Annotated in this window: 21 protein-coding genes; 3 read left to right on the forward strand and 18 right to left on the reverse strand. The window is 73.9% G+C overall.

Going from position 1 to position 22596, the window contains the following annotated elements:
• Positions 1 to 216 precede the first annotated feature (216 nt).
• From AC3RKB_RS00880 to AC3RKB_RS00915, 8 genes are read right to left on the reverse strand one after another with little or no spacing between them, the layout of a single operon-like run.
• Positions 217 to 1437 carry a cytochrome P450 gene (locus AC3RKB_RS00880; RefSeq protein ID WP_491434099.1) on the reverse strand — a complete coding sequence of 407 codons (1221 nt, stop codon included), beginning with the start codon at positions 1435 to 1437 and terminating at the stop codon, positions 217 to 219.
• Positions 1431 to 2480, reverse strand: coding sequence for a 3-oxoacyl-ACP synthase III family protein (locus AC3RKB_RS00885; RefSeq protein WP_491434100.1), 1050 nt, complete (start codon positions 2478 to 2480; stop codon positions 1431 to 1433). Before AC3RKB_RS00885 ends, AC3RKB_RS00880 begins: the two co-directional genes overlap by 7 nt.
• Positions 2477 to 3820, reverse strand: a complete 1344-nt coding sequence (locus AC3RKB_RS00890) for a nucleotide disphospho-sugar-binding domain-containing protein (RefSeq protein ID WP_491434101.1) — start codon at positions 3818 to 3820, stop codon at positions 2477 to 2479. Before AC3RKB_RS00890 ends, AC3RKB_RS00885 begins: the two co-directional genes overlap by 4 nt.
• A complete protein-coding gene (locus AC3RKB_RS00895; RefSeq protein ID WP_491434102.1) occupies positions 3817 to 4434 on the reverse strand; it encodes a hypothetical protein in 618 nt (205 codons plus the stop codon). The genes AC3RKB_RS00890 and AC3RKB_RS00895 overlap by 4 nt, the downstream gene beginning before the upstream one ends.
• Positions 4431 to 5606, reverse strand: a complete 1176-nt coding sequence (locus tag AC3RKB_RS00900; protein ID WP_491434103.1) for a glycosyltransferase — start codon at positions 5604 to 5606, stop codon at positions 4431 to 4433. The genes AC3RKB_RS00895 and AC3RKB_RS00900 overlap by 4 nt, the downstream gene beginning before the upstream one ends.
• Positions 5603 to 6613: an NAD-dependent epimerase/dehydratase family protein gene (locus tag AC3RKB_RS00905; protein WP_491434104.1), complete on the reverse strand. Its 1011-nt coding sequence runs from the start codon at positions 6611 to 6613 to the stop codon at positions 5603 to 5605. The genes AC3RKB_RS00900 and AC3RKB_RS00905 overlap by 4 nt, the downstream gene beginning before the upstream one ends.
• The gene (locus tag AC3RKB_RS00910) at positions 6606 to 7997 is read right to left on the reverse strand and encodes a F390 synthetase-related protein (protein ID WP_491434105.1); all 1392 of its coding nucleotides are present in this window, start codon (positions 7995 to 7997) and stop codon (positions 6606 to 6608) included. Before AC3RKB_RS00910 ends, AC3RKB_RS00905 begins: the two co-directional genes overlap by 8 nt.
• 8 nt (positions 7998 to 8005) lie before the next feature.
• Positions 8006 to 9085 carry a glycerophosphodiester phosphodiesterase family protein gene (locus tag AC3RKB_RS00915; RefSeq protein ID WP_491434106.1) on the reverse strand — a complete coding sequence of 360 codons (1080 nt, stop codon included), beginning with the start codon at positions 9083 to 9085 and terminating at the stop codon, positions 8006 to 8008.
• Positions 9086 to 9244: 159 nt separating this feature from the next.
• Here AC3RKB_RS00915 and AC3RKB_RS00920 point away from each other — a divergent pair, with 159 nt between their 5' ends.
• A complete protein-coding gene (locus tag AC3RKB_RS00920; RefSeq protein WP_491434107.1) occupies positions 9245 to 10045 on the forward strand; it encodes a Bax inhibitor-1/YccA family protein in 801 nt (266 codons plus the stop codon).
• Positions 10046 to 10195: 150 nt separating this feature from the next.
• On the opposite strand, the gene AC3RKB_RS00925 is transcribed toward AC3RKB_RS00920, so the two are convergent.
• Both AC3RKB_RS00925 and AC3RKB_RS00930 read right to left on the reverse strand, forming a co-directional pair.
• Entirely contained in the window at positions 10196 to 11515 is a 1320-nt protein-coding gene (locus AC3RKB_RS00925) for an RNA polymerase sigma factor (protein WP_491434108.1), read from the reverse strand.
• Between the two features lie 46 nt (positions 11516 to 11561).
• Complete coding sequence (locus AC3RKB_RS00930; RefSeq protein ID WP_491434109.1) at positions 11562 to 11993, reverse strand: YciI family protein; 432 nt, start codon at positions 11991 to 11993, stop codon at positions 11562 to 11564.
• A 149-nt stretch (positions 11994 to 12142) separates the two neighbouring features.
• Between AC3RKB_RS00930 and AC3RKB_RS00935 the strand changes: the two genes are divergently transcribed.
• Complete coding sequence (locus AC3RKB_RS00935) at positions 12143 to 12376, forward strand: type II toxin-antitoxin system Phd/YefM family antitoxin (protein ID WP_491434110.1); 234 nt, start codon at positions 12143 to 12145, stop codon at positions 12374 to 12376.
• Complete coding sequence (locus AC3RKB_RS00940; protein ID WP_491434111.1) at positions 12373 to 12783, forward strand: type II toxin-antitoxin system VapC family toxin; 411 nt, start codon at positions 12373 to 12375, stop codon at positions 12781 to 12783. The genes AC3RKB_RS00935 and AC3RKB_RS00940 overlap by 4 nt, the downstream gene beginning before the upstream one ends.
• A gap of 22 nt (positions 12784 to 12805) precedes the next feature.
• On the opposite strand, the gene AC3RKB_RS00945 is transcribed toward AC3RKB_RS00940, so the two are convergent.
• The 8 genes from AC3RKB_RS00945 to AC3RKB_RS00980 all read right to left on the reverse strand — a co-directional run bounded on the left by AC3RKB_RS00945 (position 12806) and on the right by AC3RKB_RS00980 (position 22565).
• The gene (locus AC3RKB_RS00945) at positions 12806 to 13750 is read right to left on the reverse strand and encodes an L-lactate dehydrogenase (RefSeq protein ID WP_491434112.1); all 945 of its coding nucleotides are present in this window, start codon (positions 13748 to 13750) and stop codon (positions 12806 to 12808) included.
• Positions 13751 to 13818: 68 nt separating this feature from the next.
• On the reverse strand, positions 13819 to 15396 hold the full coding sequence (gene guaA / locus AC3RKB_RS00950) for a glutamine-hydrolyzing GMP synthase (RefSeq protein ID WP_491434113.1): 1578 nt from the start codon (positions 15394 to 15396) through the stop codon (positions 13819 to 13821).
• Positions 15393 to 15881 (reverse strand): DUF3817 domain-containing protein, encoded by a 489-nt coding sequence (locus AC3RKB_RS00955; RefSeq protein WP_491434114.1) that lies wholly within the window; start codon positions 15879 to 15881, stop codon positions 15393 to 15395. The genes guaA and AC3RKB_RS00955 overlap by 4 nt, the downstream gene beginning before the upstream one ends.
• A 63-nt stretch (positions 15882 to 15944) precedes the next feature.
• Positions 15945 to 16928, reverse strand: a complete 984-nt coding sequence (locus AC3RKB_RS00960) for a S1C family serine protease (protein ID WP_491434115.1) — start codon at positions 16926 to 16928, stop codon at positions 15945 to 15947.
• Between the two features lie 62 nt (positions 16929 to 16990).
• A complete protein-coding gene (locus AC3RKB_RS00965) occupies positions 16991 to 17812 on the reverse strand; it encodes an SURF1 family protein (protein WP_491434116.1) in 822 nt (273 codons plus the stop codon).
• Between the two features lie 80 nt (positions 17813 to 17892).
• A complete protein-coding gene (locus AC3RKB_RS00970) occupies positions 17893 to 19623 on the reverse strand; it encodes a glycerol-3-phosphate dehydrogenase/oxidase (RefSeq protein ID WP_491434117.1) in 1731 nt (576 codons plus the stop codon).
• 107 nt (positions 19624 to 19730) lie between these two features.
• Positions 19731 to 20855, reverse strand: coding sequence for a GuaB3 family IMP dehydrogenase-related protein (locus AC3RKB_RS00975; protein ID WP_491434118.1), 1125 nt, complete (start codon positions 20853 to 20855; stop codon positions 19731 to 19733).
• A 9-nt stretch (positions 20856 to 20864) separates the two neighbouring features.
• Positions 20865 to 22565: an ABC-F family ATP-binding cassette domain-containing protein gene (locus tag AC3RKB_RS00980; protein WP_491434119.1), complete on the reverse strand. Its 1701-nt coding sequence runs from the start codon at positions 22563 to 22565 to the stop codon at positions 20865 to 20867.
• Positions 22566 to 22596: the final 31 nt, after the last annotated feature.

Here is a 22596-nt window from a genome sequence, read left to right on the forward strand (position 1 = left end):
CGTGAGTCGAGTGACACGCGACACGTCTTGCACGGCGAAGAGCGAGACGCCGTGAACCCGACTCACGCGAAAGTGCCCGCGCATGGACCGAATCGCGTGAGTCGAGGGAGTTCTCGGCGTTGCCGCGGGCCGCAGCGGGCCGCGGCCAAACCGACTCACGCGAATCGGCCCGCGCGCGAGCCGATTCGCGTGAGTCGAGAGCGTGCGGGGGACGGGTCAGGCGCGCGGCGCCGGGCCGAGGTGCACCTCGCGGTAGCCGGGGATCAGGACGCCGCGCGCGACGCGGCGCGAGCGCACGGTGAGCGGGCGCGCGGCCGCCGCGTCGAGCACCGCGCCGACGAGCCCGCGCACCTGTGCCATCGCGAGCGGCGCGCCGAGGCAGAAGTGCGCACCCGCCCCGAACCAGAGCTGCCGCAGGCTCGCCGCTGGGTTGCCGACGGGGTCGAAGCCGGGCGCGATGCGGTTCGCGAGGAACGTCGCGAGGATGACGCGGTCCCCGGGCCGCACGGCGACATCGCCGATCACGGCCGAGCGCAGGGTGCTCCGCAGCATGACCGGCGACGGCGTCGTGACGCGCAGCCCCTCGGCGATCGCCGCGTCGACGAGCGACGGGTCGGCGGCGAGGCGGGCGAGCCATCCGGAGTCGGAGAGCAGGCAGACGAGTCGCGGCAGGTAGGCGACGAGCGTCTCGGTGCCGGTAAGCACGAACGCGCCGACGGCGCCGAGCGACTCCTCCTCGTCGAGGCCGAGCTCGCGCATGCGCCCCGGCACGGTCGCGGGGTCGCCGGCGCGCCAGGCCGCCGCGGCATGCACGGTGAGCTCCGCCATCACCGACCGGGCGTGCCGCACCTGCGCCGGCGACATCCGGGGCCGCGAGAGCCGCACCGCGCCGGTCACGGTCGCGATGCGCCGGAACAGCTCGTCGTCGACGACATCCGGCGGCAGCCCCACGAGCGTGGAGATGACCGCACTCGCGTGCCGCCGCGCCGCGCCGACCAACTCGACCGTCTCGCCCGCAGCGAGCGCGGCCCCGAGTTCGGCGTACGGCGTGGCGAGCGTGCGCTCGACGAGCGACCCGACCGCCGCAGGCGTGAACAGCGGCGCGAGCCGGCGCCGCAGCTCGGCATGCTCGGGGCCCTCCATGTTCAGCAGCACGCGCGGACCGAGGATGGGCGTCCACAGGTCGCTCGGCGAGCCGGGACCCTGCTTCGCGAACGACGACGGATCCATGAGCACGGACCGCAGCAGCGCGGCATCCGTCACCACCACGCCGAGGCCCGGCACGCGAACGACCGGGCGACGGATGGCGCACAGCAGCGGATACGCGACCGGGTGCGCCGCCCGCATGACGCGCTCCTCCCAGCGCGCAGCGGCGGCCGCGGCCGCCGAGGCCGGCGACGATGCGACCGCTCCCGCCCGGGACCCCGCGATCACCATCGCAGCACCGTGACGCCGAGGCTGATCCCGCCCGCGAGCCCGACCAGCGCCACCAGGCTGCCCGGCCGCACGCGCCCCTGCGAGACCGCGCGGTGCAACTGCACGGGCAGCGAGACGCTCGCGAGGTTGCCGTGCGACGAGATCGTCTCCTCGGTCACGCCGGGGTCGATGCCGAGCAGCTCGACGATGCGCCGGTGCATGGGCAGCGCCACCTGGTGCACCGCGACGAAGTCGAGCTCGTCGCGGCGCACTCCGACCGCCGCGAGCGTGTCGTGGAAGATGCCGAGCCCCACGCGCTGGAAGGCGCGCTCGAGCGCGCGCCCGTCCATGTCGAAGTAGCTGCCGCCGACCGCGTGCGGGTTGACCGAGCCGCCGGTGGGCAGCGTGCCGACCGACCAGTACTCGGAGTGCGCCGCGAACCGGCTGCCGATGATCCCGACGCCCGGCGCCTCGCTCGCCTCGAGCAGCACCGCCGCGCCGCCGTCGCTCATCGTGTAGCCGGGGAACGAGCGCAGGAACTGCGCGCCTGACTCGAGCCGCCACCGCACCGCGTGCGAGGGCTGCTCGCCGCTCACGACGAGCGCGCGGCGCGCCTGCCCGGTCGCGATGAGCGCCTCCGCGACCTGCATGCCGGCGAGCAGGCTGTTGCACGCGTTCTTCACGTCCATCACCGGCGCCGTGACGCCGAGCTTCGCGGCCACGATGTGCGCGGTCGCGGGCTCGATGAGGTCCTGGCTGGCCGAGGCGAACACGAGCAGGTCGACCGGGCCGGGCGCGGCGTCGAGGGCGCGGCGTGCGGCCGCCACCGCGAGGTCGGAGGTCTGCCAGCCGTCGGGGCGCACGTGCACGCCGCGCACGCCCGTCAGCCGCCCGATCAGCCCCGACGGCAGCCGCAGCCCCGGGTTCTCGGCGGCGAGGCGCGCCTCGGTCTCTGCGGTGCTGCGCCACTCGTCGGGCAGGAACACGCCGAGACCCGCGATGCGGGCGGCGGTGATCCAGCGCGGGCTCGCCGTCGTGCGCGGCGCCTCGGTCGTGAGCGTCATGTGCGTGCTCCACTCGCCCGGCCGCCGGTGGGCCGGGAGGTCGTCAGGGCCTGTTCGATGAGGTCGGCGGCGCCGATCGCGCCGTCGCTGCGCGCGCAGGCGGCGCGGAAGCGGTCGAGTGCGGCTCGGCGGCCGACGGATGGCGCGAGCGCGCGCCCCACGGCGGCGGCGAGCCGGTCGGCGCCCGCCGCCCCGGCGCGCAGTGCGCGTGCGTCGAGCCGTTCGGCGAGGTCGTGGTGCACGAGGCGCGCCGCGACATCCGGTTGGTCGTAGTCGATCGGGATCACGACCGACGGGAGCCCCGCGGCGAGCGCTGCCTGCGCGATGCCGGTCCCGCCGTGGTGCACGATCGCGTCGTACCGGTCGAGGCGGTCGTAGTCGACGTAGTCGAGCACGCGCACCTGGCCGGATGGCGCAGCCGCGGCGGACGGCGTCAGACCCGTGCCGCCCATCGAGAGGTCGACGCCGACGCCGGGGAGCAGCTCGGCCACCCAGCCGAGCACGTCGACGAGCCGCGACTTCTCGGGCGCGAGGTGCGTGCCGAAGGCGACGAGCACGCGCGGGCCGTCGCCGACAGGCTCGCTCGGGGCCGCCGGGTCGACGCCCCACGCCCCCGGTCGTCCCGGCGGCGAGTACCGCACCGGACCGACGAACCGCACTGCCTGCGGCCACGAGCGCGGCAGCTCGAGCTCGGCGAGGCCGAGCGCGAGGATCGTGTCGGGCGAGTACGCCTGCTCGGTGCCGTCGGCGCGGAACGCGCCCGTGAAGCCGAGCTCCCGCAGCGGCCGCGCGTTCAGGGCGAACACGCTCCGCTTGAATGTGCGCACGCTCGCACGTGCGAGGGCGTCGCGTGCACGCCCGGCCGGGCTCTGCGGCGGCAGCAGTCCGCCGCAGTAGGCGGGCGTGCCATCCGTCGACCCGATCGCAGCCGGCGACGGCATCGCGGTGAACCAGCGGGCCCCGTGACGCACCGCCGCGACACCGGCGACCGGCAGCGTGAAGTCGGCGACCGCGATGGCGGGCGCGTCGGCGGCGAACCGGGCGTCAAGCTCGTCGCGGATGGTGCCGAGCACGCCGAGCGTCGCCCGGAACTGGCGGTGCAGCCGCACGGGGTCGCGGCCGATGCGCTCGACGGGGTCGGCGATCGCGGTCACGGTCGCGTCGTCGGCGGACTCGAGGACCTCGGCGGCGAGGCCCGCCGCCTCGACGCGGGGCCGAGCCGCCGCGGTGCTCACGACCCGCACCGGGATGCCACGGCCCGCGAGCTCCACGCCGATGCCGAGCACGGGGTGCAGGTGCCCGGCGAACGGGGGCGCGACGAGCGCGACGTGCCCGCTCATCGGACCGTCTCCGGGGCGGCGGCGGAGCCGGCGGAACCGCCGCCGGCAGGGCGCGTCGCCGATTCCCGCAGCCGCCCGACGGCCCGCGCCGCGATCGCGCCGAACTCCGCCGAGGCGAGGTAGTCGAGGTGGCCCGCGTCGATGACGTGGTCGGGCGGCACCGGGGCGCGGCTCCGCGCGAGCGCGTCGCGTCGGCCGACGACCGTCTCGAGGCTCGCCGCCGGCAGGGACCGCGCGACCGGCCCGTACGCGAGCACGTGCACGCCGGCGAGCGGCGCCGCGTCGAGGCGCAGGTTCGCGAGCACCTCGAGCCCGCAGCTGCCGGCGAGCACGAGCGTGCGGTCGGCTCGCTCGAGCACGTCGCGCACGGCCGCCGCATGGGCTCGCGCGAAGGCGGGCCGCCGCGATCCGAGGTAGTCGCGCGCGTTCCGCATGCTCGCGACCGGCAGCGGCGTGCGGCGCCACGGCCCGCTCGCGGGCGCGTACGGGAAGTTCACGTCGAGCCGCTCGCCGGCCACGAGCGGCAGCGCGTCGAGGAACGCGCGCTGATCGGGCGAGAGCGCCGTGTTCGACGGGTCGCTGCGGCCCGTGAGGAAGCAGACGAGCAGGTTCACCGACCCACATCCTCGAACCGGTCGTTCGCGTGCACGAGGTACCGGCTCGAACGCCACACGATGCGCGGGTCGACGAGCGCACCCACGAACTGCAGGGGCAGTGCGAGCTCGGCGGCGAGCGACCGCAGGGGATCGTGGCGCACGCGCCCGGTCAGCGCCCGCTGGGCCGCCGCGATGACGCCCGACCGCGCGCCGAGCACGGCGAGCGCCGCGGCGACGCGCGGCGCCGTCGGCCGGGCGACGGCGAGCCCGAGGACGACGACGAGCAGTGCCGACGGAAGGGCGTACGCGGCGACGAGGGCGGCGCGCCATCCGCTCGGCTCGGCCCGCACTGCCAGCCCCGCGAAGACCATCCACCGGTGCATGAGCTCGCGGTAGCGGCGGGCGTCGGGCACCGTCGTCGAGACGAACTGGGCCACCTCGGTCTGGTCGATGCGGCCGCCCGCGGCGCGCACGCGGGTCGCGATCGCGAGGTCGTCGGCGAGCAGGTGCTGCATCGACGCGAATCCGCCCAGCCGGCGCAGCGTGGCGCGGCGCATGGCCCACGTCATGCCGTTCACCGCCCGGGCCGGGCCGAACGCCGAGGTGGGCAGGTACGTCAGGATCGCCTGGTCGTTCACGAACTGCGCGACCAGCCTCGACCATCCGCCCGGCCCCGGCTCGTAGCTGGGCAGGCCCGTGCTCACGTCGGCGATGCGGAGGCCGTCGAGCAGCGCCGCGACCCCGGCCACCGTGACGCGCGTGTCGTCGTCGACGACGGCGAACGCCTCGGTGCCGATGCGCGGCTCCGCGAGCGCGAGCTTGTAGGCCTTCGGGCCGGCGCCGGGCGGGCATGGCGGGCAGGTCACGAGTTCGACGAGGGCGAGCGGATGGCGCGCCCGCGCCGCGTCGGCCGCGCGGCGGCCCTCGGCATCGCCCTCGTCGACGAGCCACAGCACGCGCGAGCGCGGGCACGCCTCGAGCGTCGCGGCGAGTGCATCCTCGAGCTGCGGGTCGCCCGAGAGGATCGGCTGCACGATCGTGAGCTCATCGGGCGCGATCGGCGCACCGGTCGCGTCGCGCAGCCGGGCGCGGCGGCGCAGGACCGCGACCCCGGCGAGCGCGGCCTTCGCGCCGAGCACGGCGATGTAGGCGATCCCGGCGCCGATCGCGACGCGGTCCGCCGCCCTCATCGGGCGCGCTCCGCAGGCGCATCCTGCGCGGTTCCCGTGCGCCGGGCCGCCGCGATCGTCCGCTCGATCGCCTCGTCCATGCCGATCGCCGGCGCCCCGAAGAGGCGGCGCGCGAGCGACACATCGAACGTCTTCGACGAGGCGAGCAGACACACGGCGTAGCGGGTCAACGGCGGCTCGCCCGGCAGCCGCCAGAGTCGCCACGTCGCCTCGGCGGTGGCGGCGAGGCCGAGCGCGACGCGCCGGCTGATCGTGCGTCGCGGTTCGGGCAGTCCGAGGCCGCGCAGGATCCGAGCGATCGTCGGCATGAGCGGCACGGGCTCGCCGTTCGCGAGGTTCACCTCGGTGCCCGCGAGCCCGGGCGCGAGCGCCGCCGCGACGAGCTGGTCGACGAGCGTGTCGATGTAGACCAGGTCGCCCACGGCCGGCCGATCGGCGTCGCCGAGGAACGGCAGGCGGCCGCGCGCGGCGGCCTCCACGATGCGCGGCAGCAGCGTCGTGTCGCCAGGCCCGAAGACCGCTCGGGGGCGCGCGATCACCCAGTCGCCCGGATGCCGCCGCACGAGCTCCTCGCCCTCGTGCTTGGTCCTCGCGTACTCGTTGAGGAAGTCCGGCCCGATCGGGCTCGCCTCGCTGACGCCGAACTGGTCGGCGGGCCGGTAGAAGACGGAACTGGACGACACGTACACGACGCGCGCGGTGCCCGACCGGCGCGCGAGGTCGAGCACGTTCGCCGTGGCATCCACGTTCTGCGCGCGGAACTGCGCCCGCGTGCCCCACTGGCTCGTCCGGGCGGCGGCGTGCACGATGACGTCGGGCCGAAACGCAGGGCCGAACGGCAGCTCGACCGGGCGCGACAGGTCGAGGCTCGCGACTTCCGGTGCCTCGACGCGGCGGCGACCGATGCCGCGCACGTCGACGTCGTCGCGCTCGCGCAGCGCACGCAGCAGCGCGCCGCCGACGAACCCGGTCGCGCCGGTGACGAGCACGCGCGTCTGCTCAGCCATGCGACGCCTCCCCCGCGGGCACGGGCGCGGCCTCCACGGCCGGCCCGGCCGGCCCGGCCGGCACGGCTTCGGCCCGCCGGATCCGCACGAGCTTGTCGCCCGGTGCCGGCGGGGCCCACGCCTCAAAGCGCAGTTCCGGATGGCGCGCGCCCACGGCGTCGAACAGGTCGCCGAGGCTCCGGCGCACCGCGGTCTCGCCCGCCGCGTCTGCCTGCGGGGCGCCCGTGCGCCGCACCGCGACGCTGAGCCGATCCGGCGACCAGCGGATGGCCCAGTCCGCGACATCCGCGAGCGCCATCGCCCGGCGGATCGTGTCGGGGAAGATCCGCACGGCACCGCCGTCGAGGCCGACCGCTTCGACGACCTCGTCGGCGCGACCCTCGACCGCCTCGATCCACTGCGACGGGTCGCCGCACGCGCACGGCGCGCCATCCGCCGGCAGTCGCAGCACGTCATCGAGGCGGTACCGCACGACGAGCTGCGTGCGCCGCTCGAGGTCGGTGACGATCGGCGTGAACCTGCGGTGCTCGATGTCGAGCCATTGAGGTTCGAACACGACGCCCCGCTCGTTCAGGTGCAGTCGCCCGTGCGCGCAGTCGAGCGCGAGCAGGCCCTCCGTCGCCTGGTAGACGCGGCGTGGGCGCATGCCCCACGTGCGCTCGACGAGGTCGGCGTCGGCGGGGTCGAGCACCTCCGCCACGGCGATGACGAGTCGCGGCGCGATCGCGAGCTCACCGCGACCGGCCGCCCGTGCCAGCTCGGCGAGCACGCTCGACGGCGCCACGAGCACGTCGGGTCGGGCGGCGGCGACCTCGGCCCGCACCTCGGCGAACGACGCCACGAGGTCGACGAACCGGAACGCCAGGCGACGGCTGCCGACCGACTCGTACAGCGTGCTGTTCGCGCGCAGGCAGAACGCGATCCGCACCGGCGGGCGCCACGGCGTCGCGAGCTGGGCGAGGCTGCGCCGATCGAGCAGCCTTCCGAGCACCGTGCCGGCCCACGCCAGGCGCTCGCCCTCGTCGACGAGGAACACGCCGGGCCGCCCCGACGTGCCGCTCGAGAGTCCCACGGTGATGCCGCCGGGCAGGAGGCCCGTGAAGTCGCGCGTGCGCTCGGCGGCGCGGGCGGCCGCGAGCGCCGTTTCGAGCGCGATGCCGTGCACGTTGAACGCCGCGAAGTCGGCGAGCACGGTCGCCTTGTCGACGACCGGCACGTCGGCGAGCGCCGCGTACCCGTTCGCGTAGCGTGGGGCCCGCGGCATCCGCTGGCGAAGCAGTCGACGGATGGCGCGCCGCCGCGCCCGCTCGAGGCCGCCGCGCGTCTGCAGGCGCACGCCCCAGCGCGACCGCGCGAACGAGGCCACCGCGCCCATCGGGGCCATCGGGCCCATCACGACGCCGCGAATACGCGACGGGCCTCGATGCCGAGGTCGGGGTGGTCGAGGAACACGCCGTCGACGCCGGTGCCGATGATGCGGGTGAACTCGCCGAGCCAGTCGCCCCACGCGCTGCGCGCGGCGCCGCGCCGGTAGGGCTGCGCGAGGAAGCGGTTCTCGGGGCGCAGCGTCCATGTGAAGACCGCGAGCCCTGCGGCGTGCGCGGCGTCGACGAGCTCGGATCCGCGCAGCGGCGCGCCCGGCGCGACCCGACGGGCGGCGGCCGCGACATCCGTCGAGGAACGCGGGCCGCCGACCAGGCGGCTCTTGCCCACGCTCACGCCGTCGACCACGCCGGCGAGCCCGAGCAGGCCCTGCTCGGTGACGAACGAGTCGTAGGTGCGCGCCCGCCCGTCGGTGCCTCCTGCGGCGGCGACCAGGTCGGCCGGCGCGCCGCGGTCCTCGATGAGCAGCACCTTGTCGCCCCCGATACCTCGGTCGCGCAGGCGCTCGAGCAACGTCGGCTCGAACGACTCCGAGATGAGCCGGTCGTCGCCGCGGCCCCATCCACCCGCCGCGAGCTCGGCTGCGAACAGCTCGTCGAGCGGCAGGCCGAGGCCCTCGAAGTACGTCGCGTGCTTGAACTCCGCGACGAGGCCGATGTCGCGACCCGACTCGTCGGACGCGATATCGAGCAGCCGGAGCAGGTCGCGGAACCGGATCACCGGGTAGCGTCCGTCGAACGTCGCACCGTGCTGCCGCACGCCGCCGAGCCGCTCGGTCGCGCGCAGCGTCGACAGCTCGGCCCACGTGAAGTCCTCGGTGAACCAGCCCGTCAGCGCCGTCCCGTCGACCTCGCGCGTGGTGCGCCTCGACGCGAACTCGGCGCGGGAGGCGACATCCGTCGTGCCCGAGATCTCGTTCTCGTGACGGAGCACGAGCACGCCGTCGCGGGTCGCGACGAGATCGGGCTCGACCGCGTCGGCGCCGAGCGCGAACGCGAGCCGGTACGACGCCTCGGTGTGCTCGGGCCGGTACCCCGGCGCGCCGCGGTGCCCGATGACGAGCGGGCGCTCGGCGCGGCCTGGCAGCATCCCCCCAGCGTAGCCACGCGTGCGCGGGCGCCCGCGGAATGTCGCGGGAATTCACGGCGTTGACTCGGATGAACCCGGTAGGTTGGGATGACGCGCCCGAACCCGGGCGCACGATTCCCCTCCACCCGACGGAAAGCCGAAAGCAGAGGAACCACAGCAATGGCTCTCAACAACCCCGCCTTCTCACGTAACGAGGCGTTCTCCAACCAGGGGGCGGTGGCTGTCGCACAGGACATGTCCGCCCAGCAGTTGCAGGACATGTACAACCAGCCCGCCACGCTCCCCGACCGCGACGTCATGACGATCGAGGACTCGATCGCCAAGTCCGCGGCCGCGTTCGGCGTGCTGCTCGTCGGCGCCGCGATCGGATGGCTGACGTTCCAGTCCATGCCGTTCCTCTGGATCGGCGCCGGCATCGTCGGCTTCGTTCTGGCGCTCGTCAACATCTTCAAGAAGGAGCCGTCGCCCGCGCTGATCCTCGGCTACGCGGGCGCGCAGGGCGTCTTCGTCGGCGGCATCTCGGCCTGGTACGAGTACGCCTTCGGCGGCGGAATCGTCGCGCAGGCGGTCATCGCGACGCTCGTGGTCGTCGGAGTGACGCTCGCGCTCTTCGCGTCGGGCAAGATCCGCGCGTCGGCTCGCGCCACGAAGATCTTCCTGGTCGCGATGGTCGGCTACCTCGTGTTCTCGCTCGTGAGCTGGGGCCTGCAGATCTTCGGGGTGATCAACGTCCGCGAGGAGCCGAGCCCGTTCTTCGGGATCCCGTGGGGCGTCATCATCGGAATCTTCGTCGTCATCATGGCCGCGTACTCGCTGGTGCTCGACTTCGACTTCATCCAGAAGGGCGTCGAGAACCGCGCCCCCAAGAAGTACGGCTGGACCGGCGCCTTCGGGATCATGGTCACCGTCATCTGGCTGTACCTCGAGATCCTGCGCATCCTGGCGATCGCCCGCGACTAGCCTCGCAGCGCTCGACGAATCGAACAGGCCGTCCCCCTCGGGGGGCGGCCTGTTCCGCGTCGCCGGGCGCGCCGCCCCGCTCGAGTGCCGTTTCTGCGCTGGAGCGCCCGTGCATCGAGCACTCCAGCGCAGGAACGGCACTTCGACGCGTCAGCGCGCGTCGGGTCGTGCGGCCCGCGCCAGCAGCACCGCGCGCTCGCGCTCGTTCGCGGTCAGCCGCGCGGCCTCCGCGAACGCCTCGCGCGCGTCATCCGCCCGCCCGAGCCGTTCGAGCAGCTCGGCGCGCACGGCCTGCAACGGGTGATACCGCGCGAGCCGCCCGTCGGCGGCCAGCCCGTCGACGATGGCCAGCCCCGCCTCGGGCCTATCCGCCATCGCGACGGCGACGGCGCGGTTGAGCTCGACGACCGGCGACGGCGCCACCTGCCCCAGCGCCTCGTAGAGCGCGACGATCGTCGCCCAGTCGGTGTCGTCGACGGATGCCGCGACATCGTGCTGCTCGGCGATCGCCGCCTGCAGGGCGTAGGCGCCGCGGCCGCGGCCGATCGCGTCGGCGCGCGCGAGCGCCGCACGCCCGCGCGTGATCGCCGAGCGGTCCCACCGCCGCCGGTCCTGGTCGGCGAGGAGCACCGGGTTGCCGGCGGCGTCCAGCCGCGCGGGGAACCGTGCCGCGGTGAGCTCCATGAGCGCGACGAGCCCGTGCACTTCGGGCTCGCGCGGCACGAGCCCGGCGAGCACGCGACCGAGTCGCAGCGCCTCGCGACTGAGCTCGGGCCGCATGAGGTCCTCGCCGGCGGACGCCGAGTGGCCCTCGTTGAAGATCAGGTACAGCACCCCGAGCACGGTGCCGAGCCGCTCCGGGAACTCCGACCGCGGCGGCACCTCGAAGGGCACGCCGGCCTCGCCGAGCGTCTTCTTCGCGCGCACGATGCGCTGCTGCACCGTCGACACCGGGGTCAGGAACGCGCGCGCGATCTCCTCGGTCGTGAGGCCCCCGACGACGCGGAGCGTGAGTGCGACGCGCGCCTCGCGCGAGAGCACCGGATGGCACGACACGAACACGAGCCGGAGCACGTCGTCGTCGATCGCGTCGGGGTCGTACGGCAGCCCGCCGGTGGCATCCGTCGCGTCGGCCTGCTCGCGCTCGAGGTCGTGCGCGATCGCGGCGAGCCGCTCGTCGTAGCGCTCGCGGCGGCGCCATCCGTCGATCGCCCGTCGCTTGGCGACCGCGGTGAGCCACGCACCCGGGTTCGACGGGATGCCCGAGGCCGGCCACTGCGCGAGCGCCTCGGCGAGCGCGTCCTGCGCGAGGTCCTCGGCGAGCGCGAAGTCGCCGACCATGCGCGTGAGCGTCGCGACGATGCGTGCGGACTCGATGCGCCACACGGCCGCGACGGCCCGCCGGGCGGACTCGGGGTCCGCCGGGCGCGCCGTCGCGGCATCCGTCTCATCGGTCTCGTCGGCGGTCACGGGCGGGCCGTGCTCCTCTCGTCGGCGGTCGGGCGGATGTCGCGGCTCACGCCCTGGCGGCCCGCTGCGCCTGCTCCTCGCGCCAGCCGACCTCCTTCTGGATCCACTCGTTGTCCTGCGGGAAGTCCTCGATCTCGGAGACGCGGCGCACCTCGAGCTTCGAGCCGGGTCCGAGCGGGCAGCGCTTGGCCCACTCCGCGGCCTCCTCCTTCGAGGCGACCTCGAGGATCCAGAAGCCGTTGAACAGCTCCTTGGTCTCGCCGTAGGGGCCGTCGGTGACGAGCGGCGGCTCGGCCGAGAAGTCGACGACGAAGCCCTCGCTCGCGTCGGTGAGCCCCTCGCCGGCCAGCAGCACGCCGGCCTTCATCATCTCCTCGTTGTAGCGGCCCATCGCCTCGATGACCTGCTCGAACGGGATCTGCTCGTACGCCTCGACGGCTTCGTCGGTGGCCCGCATGATCAGCATGTACTTCGCCATGGTGGTTCGCTCCTCGCGTGTTCGGGTCGCGTTTCGACCCTCTCATTCATGGCGTCGAACGGGAAGACGCCCGATCGACACGCTCGCGGATTTCTCGGCAGTGAACCGAGATCCTTCGCTTCAGACTGGTCTGCGACTAGTCTGAACACATGTCCACCGTCGGCGCATATGAAGCGAAGACCCACCTCCCCGCGCTGCTCGAACGTGTGGCGGCGGGCGAGCAGATCACGATCACGCGACACGGCACGCCCATCGCGCGACTCGTCCCCGCCGACGCGCCCCGCACTCCCGCGGGCGACACGATCGCGGCGCTCCTCGAGGCCAGGCGGGGCACGCGACTCGGCGACTCCGTGCGTGAACTGATCGAGACCGGCCGCGAGTGACGAGCGCCTTCGTCCTCGACGCCTCGGTCACGCTGAGCTGGTGCTTCGACGACGAGGCGAGCGCCGAGTCCGACGCGCTGCTCCACCGCCTGGGCGAGGGCGGCGCGATCGTGCCGGTGATCTGGGAGTACGAGGTCGGCAACGTGCTCGCGGTGGCCGAGCGTCGGGGCCGCATCACCGAGGCCGACGTCGCACGCCGGGCGACCCTGCTCCGGTCACTCCCGATCCACGTCGTTCGCGACCTCGATCCGGCCGTGCAGCTCGCCACCGCGCGCCGTCACGGGTTGAGCACGTACGACGCGGCGTACCTCCTCGTCGCCGAGCGGGAGGGGCTCCCGTTGGCGACGCGCGACAGCGCCCTGGCCGCCGCCGCGGCATCCGCCGGCGTCGCGACCCTGCCGACCTGAGACAGCCGGCGCGCGGCGCGCCTCAGATGCCGAGCGTCGCCCCGGCGGTCCTGATGGCGTCGGCGGATGCCGCGAGCAGCCCCTGTTCGTCGTCCGACATGGGCGTCTCCGCGACCACCGCGGCACCGTCCCCGCCGACGACGCTCGGCAGCGAGAGGGCGACGCCGTCGATGCCGCGCACCCCGGCGAGCACCGTGCTGACCGGCAGCACCGCGCGCTCGTCGCGCAGCACGGCCTCCACGATGCGCGCTCCGGTGAGTCCGATGGCGTAGTTCGTGGCGCCCTTGCCGCGGATGACCGTGTAGGCCGCGTTCCGCACCTCGTACGCGATGCCGTCGAGCTCGTCGCGCGTGAACGGCTCGCCGCCGCGCCAGTCGAGGATCGGCACCGGCCCGATGCGCGCGTTCGACCAGAGCGGGAACTCGGTGTCGCCGTGCTCGCCCACGATGTCGGCGTGCACGCTCGCGGTCGTGACCCCAGCCCGGCGGGCGAGCAGCCAGCGCAGGCGCGACGTGTCGAGCACCGTGCCCGACCCGAACACGCGCTCGGGCGGCAGGCCGCTGATGCGCTGCGCGGCGAGCGTGAGCACGTCGACGGGGTTGGTGACGAGCACGTAGATCGCGTCGGGCGCGCGTTCGATCAGGCCCGGCAGCAGCCGCTCGAGGATGCCGACGTTCGTGCCCGCGAGCTCCATCCGGCTCTGCCCGGGCTGCTGCTTCGCGCCGGCGGTGACGACCACGACGTGCGAACCCGCGACGACATCGAGGTCGGCCCCGCCGCTCACCCGCGATCGCGTGAACTGGGTGCCGTGCGCGAGGTCGAGCACCTCGGCGTCGACCTTCTCCTGGGCGATGTCGTACAGCGCCACCTCCGACGCCGACTCGCGGATGAGCGCGGCGTACGCGAGGCTCGTGCCCACGCTTCCCGCTCCGACGACCGACAGCTTGGAGTTCTCGACGACGCCCATGCGGCCATACTGCCAGCCGCCGAGCGCCACCGGAACGGCCGGTCAGCGGATGGCGCCGGCGGGCGAGCTCACTCCCACTCGATGGTGCCCGGCGGCTTCGACGTGACGTCGAGCACGACGCGGTTGACCTCGCGCACCTCGTTGGTGATGCGGTTCGAGATCTTCGCGAGCACGTCGTAGGGCAGGCGGGTCCAGTCGGCGGTCATCGCGTCTTCCGACGAGACGGGGCGCAGCACGATCGGGTGCCCGTAGGTGCGGCCGTCGCCCTGCACGCCGACCGAGCGCACGTCGGCGAGCAGCACGACCGGGCACTGCCAGATCTCCTGGTCGAGGCCCGCGGCGGTGAGCTCCTCGCGCGCGATGGCATCGGCCTCGCGCAGCACCTCGAGGCGGTCGCGCGTGACCTCGCCGACGATGCGGATGCCCAGGCCGGGGCCGGGGAACGGCTGCCGGGCGACGATCTCCTCAGGCAGGCCGAGTTCGCGGCCGATGGCGCGCACCTCGTCCTTGAAGAGGGCGCGCAGCGGCTCGACGAGCTCGAACTGCAGGTCTTCGGGGAGCCCGCCGACGTTGTGGTGGCTCTTGATGTTCGCGGTGCCCGTGCCACCGCCCGACTCGACGACGTCGGGGTAGAGCGTGCCCTGCACGAGGAAGCGGATGGGCTCGCCGTCGGCCTCGGCCTCGGCGACGAGGTCACGCTCGGCGCGTTCGAACGCGCGGATGAACTCGCGGCCGATGATCTTGCGCTTCTCCTCGGGGTCGGTGACCCCGGCGAGCGCGTCGAGGAACGTGTCCTGCGCGTGCACGGTGACGAGGCGGATGCCGGTCGCCGCGACGTAGTCGACCTCCACCTGTCGCCGCTCGTCCTTGCGGAGCAGGCCGTGGTCGACGAACACGCACACGAGCTGGTCGCCGACGGCCTCGTGCACGATCGCGGCCGCGACCGCCGAGTCGACGCCGCCGGAGAGGCCCGCGATGACGCGGCCCGAGCCGACCTGCTCGCGGATCCGGGCGACCTGCTCGGCGATGACGTTGCCCGAGTTCCAGTCGGCGGGGATCCCCGCCGCCTTGTGCAGGAAGTTCTCGATGACGTCCTGTCCGAAGGGCGAGTGCTTGACCTCGGGATGCCACTGCACGCCGTAGAAGCCCTGCTCGTCGTTCGCGAACGCGGCGACGGGCGTGGTCGCGGTCGACGCGAGCACCTCGAACCCCAGGGGCGCGACGGCGACCGAGTCGCCGTGGCTCATCCACACGGTCTGGTGCTCGGGCTGCCCGGCGAGCAGCGCGTTGCCGTCGTCGACGCGCAGGGTCGCCGCGGTCGAGCCGTACTCGCGGTGGCCCGTGTGCGCGACCTCGCCGCCGAGCTGCTGCGCCATGACCTGGAAGCCGTAGCAGATGCCGAGCGTCGGCACGCCGAGCTCGAGGATGCCCGGGTCGAGCGACGGCGCGCCCGCCTCGTACACCGACGACGGACCGCCCGAGAGGACGATGCCGATCGGGTCCTTCGCGCGCACCTCCTCGGCCGTGATCGTGTGCGGCACGATCTCCGAGTAGACGGATGCCTCGCGCACGCGCCGTGCAATCAGCTGCGCGTACTGCGCGCCGAAGTCGACGACGAGCACGGGGCGCTGCTGGGTCTCGCTCACTGGGCGGCCTCCACGGACTCGGACTCGGACTCAGGGCGCGCTGCCGAGGCATCCGCTTCACGGCTCGCCAGGTATGCGCGCACCTCGCGCCCGATGCGGGCCTCGAGGAAGAACGACAGGAACGGCACGATGCCGCCCGACGCCAGAAGCAGCAGGCGCCAGAACGGCCAGCGCATGAGGCTCCACAGGCGGAAGTTGCTGAAGAGGTACACGACGTAGAACCAGCCGTGCGCGATGAGGATGCCGGTCGAGAGGTTCACGCCCTGGCCGGTGGACTCGAGTCCCTCGGCCGTCTCGACCACCGGCTCGAACGAGAGCAGGCCGTTCGGGCCGAACGCGTAGAGCTCGAGGTGCCAGACGTACTTCAGGAGCATCTCGGCGCACAGCAGCAGGAGCATGACGCCGGTGATGTTCGACGCGATCATGTAGAACTTCAGGGCCCCGCGGATGCGCGGGAAATCGGCCGGTTTGGGCTCGAGGGGCATGGCGTCCAGTCTACGGGGCGGGCGGCTGGGCGATGCCCGAGTCGGATGGCGCGGGCGCGCGCCTCACGCGCCGGAGAGCTCGCGCGGCACCACGAACACGTCGACGAGCGCGCCGCCGCGCCAGACCGTCATCTCCACCTCGCGATCGATCGCGTCCTCGACCATGAGCCGCTGGATCGAGGTCGCGGTCACGATCCCGGTGCCGTCGATGCTGACGGCGATGTCGCCGGGGCGGAGGTTCGCGGCCTCCGCGGGGCTTCCGGCGACGACCGCGGTCACCTGCAGCCCGGTCGGCGAGCCGATGCGCTCGGCGAGCGCCGGCGCGAGCCGCACCTGCGCGCCCGCGATGCCGAGCCACGCTCGGCGGACGCGTCCGTGCGCGACGAGCGCGTCGATGATCGCCCGCGTCGCCGGGTTGATCGGCACGGCGAGCCCCAGGCCGATCCCCGCGACGGCCGTGTTGACGCCGACCATGCGGCCCTGCCCGTCGGCGAGCGCGCCGCCGCTGTTTCCCGGGTTCAGCGCGGCATCCGTCTGGATCACCTCGTCGACGACGCGTCCGGCGGCGGTCGGCAGGGAGCGGCCGAGGTTCGACACGATTCCCGCCGTGACGCTGCCGGCGAAGCCGAGCGGCGTGCCGAGGGCGACGACGAGCTGGCCGACGCGCAGCTCGCGCGCATCGCCGAACGGCACCGGCGCGGGCACGGCGCCGTGCGCGCGAAGCACCGCGAGGTCTGAGAGCGGGTCGCGGCCGATCACGTCGGCGGAGACCGCGGTGCCGTCGCCGAACGCCGCCTCGGCGCGCTCGGCGCCGGCGACGACGTGCGCGCTCGTCAGGAGCACGCCGTCGACGGAGACCACGCTCGCACTGCCCGTGCCCTGCCCCCGCGCCGAGCGCACGGCGAGGCTCGCCATGCTCGGCAGCAGGTCGCGCGCCACGCGCGTCACGACGCGCGAGTACGCGTCGAGGGGGTCCTCGGCGCGGTCGGCCGTGCGGTCCGCCGGGTGCTGGTCGGGCTCGCGTCCGTCGGTTCGATCGTCGCTCACACCGGCATCCTCACCCCGCGAGCGGATGGCGCAGCCGGAGTTCGCCGTAGGCGGAACGCCGCTCAGCCGCGTGCCGGTCCACCGCCCGCACCGGCGCCCGAGCCGGTCGACGCCCGCTCCGCCTCCAGCTCGGCCTCCTCGCGCTCGCGCTGGACCGCGTCCCTGACGAGCCGGTACCAGACGTACACGGCGAAGCCCGCGAACACGACCCACTCGACGGCGTAGAACACGTTGAGCCAGTTCAGCTGGGCCTGCTGCTCGGGCGCAGGCGACGAGATCGCCTCGAGGCCGGCGACGGGGTCTGAGGCGGTCACGTAGCCGAAGTACACCGGGCGGTCGTCGTAGTCGGCCCAGAGGTTGATGAGGTGCGCGACCGCGACCGTCGTCATCGCGTGCGGGTCGCCGTCCTGGTCAGGCGCGACGGGCGCCTCGCTCGGCAGGAACCGTCCGACGATCTCGACCTCGCCGGCACCTCGCGCGTCGGCGTCGACCTCGGCGAGCGCGTCGCGCGCCGCCTGCTCGTCGGCGGACCAGCCGAGCGCGACGGGCAGGCCGCCGGGCGTGGCATCCGTCACCTCGAGGTGGGCGACCACCCACCATCCGGGCACGCCGTCGTTCAGGCGGCCCTGCACGAGCACGGTGTCGCCCGCCACGATCTCGCCGCGCACCGAGACGCGCTGGCCGGTCGCGGCCTGCTCGGTCGGCCCGTCGGGCTCGGCGACGCCGGCGAGCGGCCGCACGTCCTCCGTCGGGCGTTCGACGACCGTGGCCTCGTCGACGGCGCGGTTCACCTGCCACTGCGCGAGGATCGCGAAGCCCGCTGCGACGCCGAGGGCGGCGAGCAGGGCGAGCACCCACCGCGGGCGCAGCATCATCCGGAGCATGTCGCCCGCGATTCTATCGGCGCGGGCCGCACGCTCCCTGCGAGCGGGGCGGGAGGCCGCCGGTCGGGCCGCCGGCGGCCTCAGTCGACCTTCACGATGTCGGGCGCCTCGAGCCGCACCCGGTCGGCGGACTCGTCGTCGGGCTGCTGCTGCGACGCGCGCTCGGCCGCGACGCGCTGCAGGTACCGCTCGACCTCGAGCGCCTCGCGGTCGGCGTCCCAGCCGAGCACGCCGGCCATGAGCCTGGCCGCGACCGGCGCCGCCGAGACGCCGCGGTCCCACGCCTCGATCGAGATGCGCGTGCGGCGCGCGAGCACGTCGTCGAGGTGCAGGGCCCCCTCGTGCGAGGCCGCGTAGACGACCTCGGCGCCGAGGTAGTCGTCGGCGCCCGGCAGCGGATCGCCGAGCTCGGGCGTCTCGCGGATGAGGTCGAGCAGCTCGTCGGTCATCGTGCCGTACCGGTTCAGCAGGTGCTCGATGCGCACCTTGTGCACCCCGAACGCGCGCGCGATCTTGCCGCGCTTGTTCCAGGCCGCCTGGTAGCCCTCGGCGCCGAGCAGCGGGATGTCCTGGGTCGTCGAGGCCGGCACGCGTCCGTCGAGCGCGTCGGCGGCCGCGTCGATGGCGTCCTTCGCCATCACGCGGTACGTCGTCCACTTGCCGCCGGCGACGACGACGAGCCCGGGCACGGTGTGCGCGACGACGTGCTCGCGCGAGAGCTTCGAGGTCGACTCGCTCTCACCGGCGAGGAGGGGTCGCAGCCCCGCGAACACGCCCTCGACGTCCTCCCGCGTGAGCGGGATCGCCATCACGGCGTTGACGTGCTCGAGGAGGTAGTCGATGTCGGCCGCCGTCGCCGCCGGGTGCGCCTTGTCGAGGTTCCAGTCGGTGTCGGTGGTGCCGATCAGCCAGTGCCGGCCCCACGGGATCACGAAGAGCACGCTCTTCTCCGTGCGGAAGATCATGCCCATGGCCGACTGGATGCGGTCGCGCGGCACGACGAGGTGGATGCCCTTGGAGGCGCGCACCTTGAAGGTGCCGCGCTCCCCGACCATGCGCTGCGTGTCGTCGGTCCACACGCCGGTCGCGTTGACCACCTGCTTCGCGCGGATCTCGAAGTGCTCGTCGGTCTGCAGGTCGTGCGCCTGCACGCCCACCACGCGCTCGCCGACCTTGACGAACCCCTCGACCTTCACGCGGCTGGCGACGTGCGCGCCGTAGAACGACGCGGTCCGGGCGAGGGATGCCACGTACCGGGCGTCGTCGACCTGGGCGTCGTAGTAGGTGAGGCCGCCCACGAGCGCGTCCTGCGAGAGCGACGGGATGGCCCTGAGCACCTGCCGCTTCGACAGGTGGCGATGGTGGGGCACGCCGGGCGGGCGGCCGCCCGAGTAGCTGAAGATGTCGTAGAGGAGCATGCCCGCGCCGATGTAGACCCGCTCGAACACGCGCTTCTGCAACGGGTACAGGAACCGGACGGGCTTCACGAGGTGCGGCGCGATGCGCTGCAGCAGCAGGCCGCGTTCGATGAGCGCCTCGCGCACGAGGCGGAAGTCGAGCTGTTCGAGGTACCGGATGCCGCCGTGCACGAGCTTCGACGACCGGCTCGAGGTGCCCGACGCCCAGTCCCTCGCCTCGAGCAGCCCGGTCGACAGCCCACGCGTGACGGCGTCGAGCGCGGCCCCCGTGCCGACGATGCCGCCGCCGACGACGAGGATGTCGAGCTCCTTCTCCTTCAGCCGCGCGATCGCCGCCGCGCGCTCCTCGGGTCCGAGTTTGTTCGAACGCGTCACCGACTTCAGTCTCGCCATCGTCGCTCCCCATCCCCGGGCGGACCGCAGCGGAACCGCCCGTCGGGTCCACGCTACCGGAGCCTCGTGCGCGGGCACCATGGAACCCGCTGGGGGTCGACGGGGAATCAGGTGGACTGGTACGGCGCGACGACGACCTCGACGCGCTGGAACTCCTTGAGGTCGGAGTAGCCCGTGGTCGCCATCGACTTGCGCAGCGCCCCGATGAGGTTGGCGGTGCCGTCGGCCGCGGGCGCGGGCCCGTAGAAGATCTCCTCCAGCGGCGCGACCTGGCCGACCTGCACGCGCTGGCCGCGCGGCAGCTTGGCGTGGTGCGCCTCGGCGCCCCAGTGCCATCCGCCGCCCGGTGCGTCGGTCGCGCGCGCGAGCGCGGCACCGAGCATGACCGCGTCGGCGCCGCACGCGACGGCCTTGACGATGTCGCCGGACTTGCCGACGCCGCCGTCGGCGATGACGTGCACGTAGCGGCCGCCCGACTCGTCGAGGTAGTCGCGGCGCGCGCCCGCGACATCGGCCACCGCGGTGGCCATGGGGGCGTGGATGCCGAGCGTGGCGCGCGTGGTCGACGCCGCGCCGCCGCCGAAGCCCACGAGCACGCCCGCCGCGCCGGTGCGCATGAGGTGCAGTGCCGCGGTGTACGTGGCGGCTCCGCCGACGATCACGGGCACGTCGAGCTCGTAGATGAACTTCTTGAGGTTGAGGGGTTCGACGCCCTTCGACACGTGCTCGGCCGACACGGTCGTGCCGCGGATGACGAACAGGTCGACGCCCGCTGCGACGACCGTCTCGTAGAGCTCCTGCGTGCGCTGCGGCGACAGCGCGGCGGCGACCGTGACGCCGGCCGCGCGGATCTCGGCGATGCGGGCCGTGACGAGGTCGGGCTTGATCGGCTCGGCGTACAGCTCCTGCATGCGCGAGGTCGCGCGGTCGTCGTCGAGGTTGCGGATCTCGGCGAGTACCGGCTCAGGGTCCTCGTATCGGGTCCAGAGGCCCTCGAGGTCGAGCACGCCGAGGCCGCCGAGCTGGCCCATCATGATGGCCGTGCGCGGCGAGACCACCGAGTCCATGGGCGCGGCGAGGAACGGGATGTCGAACTGGTACGCGTCGATCGACCAGCCGACCGAGACATCCTCGGGGTCGCGCGTGCGCCGGCTCGGCACGATCGCGATGTCGTCGAAAGCGTAGACGCGACGGCCCCGCTTGGAGCGGCCGATCTCGATCTCCTGGGTCACCCGTCAACCCTACCGAGCCCGCGCGACGCGCGCCTCGTCGAAGACGGGCGCATCGGTCTCCGCCACCTCGCCGTCGGAGCGGAACACGAGGAACCGGTCGAAGGAGCGCGTGAACCAGCGGTCGTGCGTGACCGCGAGCACGGTGCCGTCGAACCGGGTCAGCGCGTCCTCGAGCGCCTCGGCCGAGACGAGGTCGAGGTTGTCGGTCGGCTCGTCGAGCAGGAGCAGCGTCGCGCCCGAGAGCTCGAGCAGCAGGATCTGCAGGCGCGCCTGCTGGCCGCCCGACAGGTCGTCGAAGCGCTGCAGGGCCGAGCCCGCGAGCCCGTACCGGTCGAGGGCCGAGCTCGCCGCCTCGCGTGCCATCCCGTCGCGGTTCGCGTCACCCCGGTGCAGGATCTCGAGCAGCGTGCGGCCGCGCAGGCCCGGCAGCTCGTGCCCCTGCGCGAACCAGCCGGGCACGATGCGGGCGCCGAGCGTCGCGGACCCCGAGTGCGGGACGCGCACCAGCGCCGTACCGACCTCCGTCACGTGCCCCTTCGCGGGGTCGGGGTCGCTGCCTCCGCCCGCGAGCAGGCGCAGGAAGTGCGACTTGCCCGACCCGTTCGAGCCGAGCACCGCGACCCGGTCGCCGTACCAGACCTCGAGGTCGAACGGCGCCATGAGCCCCGTCAGCTCCAGCCGCTCGCACACGACCGCGCGCTTGCCCGTGCGGGCGCCGCGCAGCCGCATCGACACCGCCTGGGCGGGCGGGCGCTCCTCGGGCGGGCCCGCCTCCTCGAACTTCCGCAGGCGCGTCACCGCGGCCTGGTAGCGCGAGGCCATGCCGTCGTTGTAGGTCGCCTTGACCTTCAGCGTCTGCACGAGCTGCCTCAGCTGCGCGTGCTGCTCGTCCCACCGGCGCCGCAACTCGTCGAGCCTGGCGAAGCGCTCCTCGCGGGCCTCGTGGTAGCCGCGGAAGCTCCCGCCGTGCACCCACGCCGTGCTGCCCGCGCCGCCGGCCTCGAGCGTGACGATGCGGTCGGCCGCCCGCGCGAGCAGCTCACGGTCGTGCGAGACGAGCAGCACCGTCTTCGGCGTCGCGCGCAGTTGCTGCTCGAGCCACCGCTTGCCGGGCACGTCGAGCGAGTTGTCGGGCTCGTCGAGCACCAGCACCTGCTCGGGCCCGCGCAGCAGGGCCTCGAGCGCGAGCCGCTTCTGCTCGCCGCCCGACAGGGTCGACAGCTCGCGCCACTTCGCGCGCTCGAACGGCACGCCGAGCGCCGCCATGGTGCAGTGGTCCCAGACGACCTCCTGGTCGTAGCCGCCGGCCTCGGCGTACTCGGCGAGCGCCGACGCGTACCGCATCTGCGCGGCCGTGTCATCCGTCTCGATCAGGGCGTTCTCGGCCTGCTCGAGCTCGATCGCCGCCGCCCGCACGCGGGTCGGCGCCACCGACACGAGCAGCCCGTGCACCGTGCGGTCGACGCCGTCGACGACCTCGCCGCGGCCGACGAACTGGTCCATGACGCCGAGGCCGCCGTCGACCTGCACGCTGCCCTCGTCGGGGCGCAGGTCGCCGCGGATGATGCGCAGCAGCGTGGTCTTGCCCGCGCCGTTCTGGCCGACGAGCGCGGTCGTGCGCCCCTCGGAGACGCGGAAGGCGAGGTCGGCCAGCAGCGGCCGGCCGTCGGGCAGCGAGTACGAGACGCCGTTGACGTCGATGAAACCCATGGGTGCGATCCGTTCGATGCGCGGCATCCGC

It is taken from the genome of Agromyces capsici, from assembly GCF_058349965.1.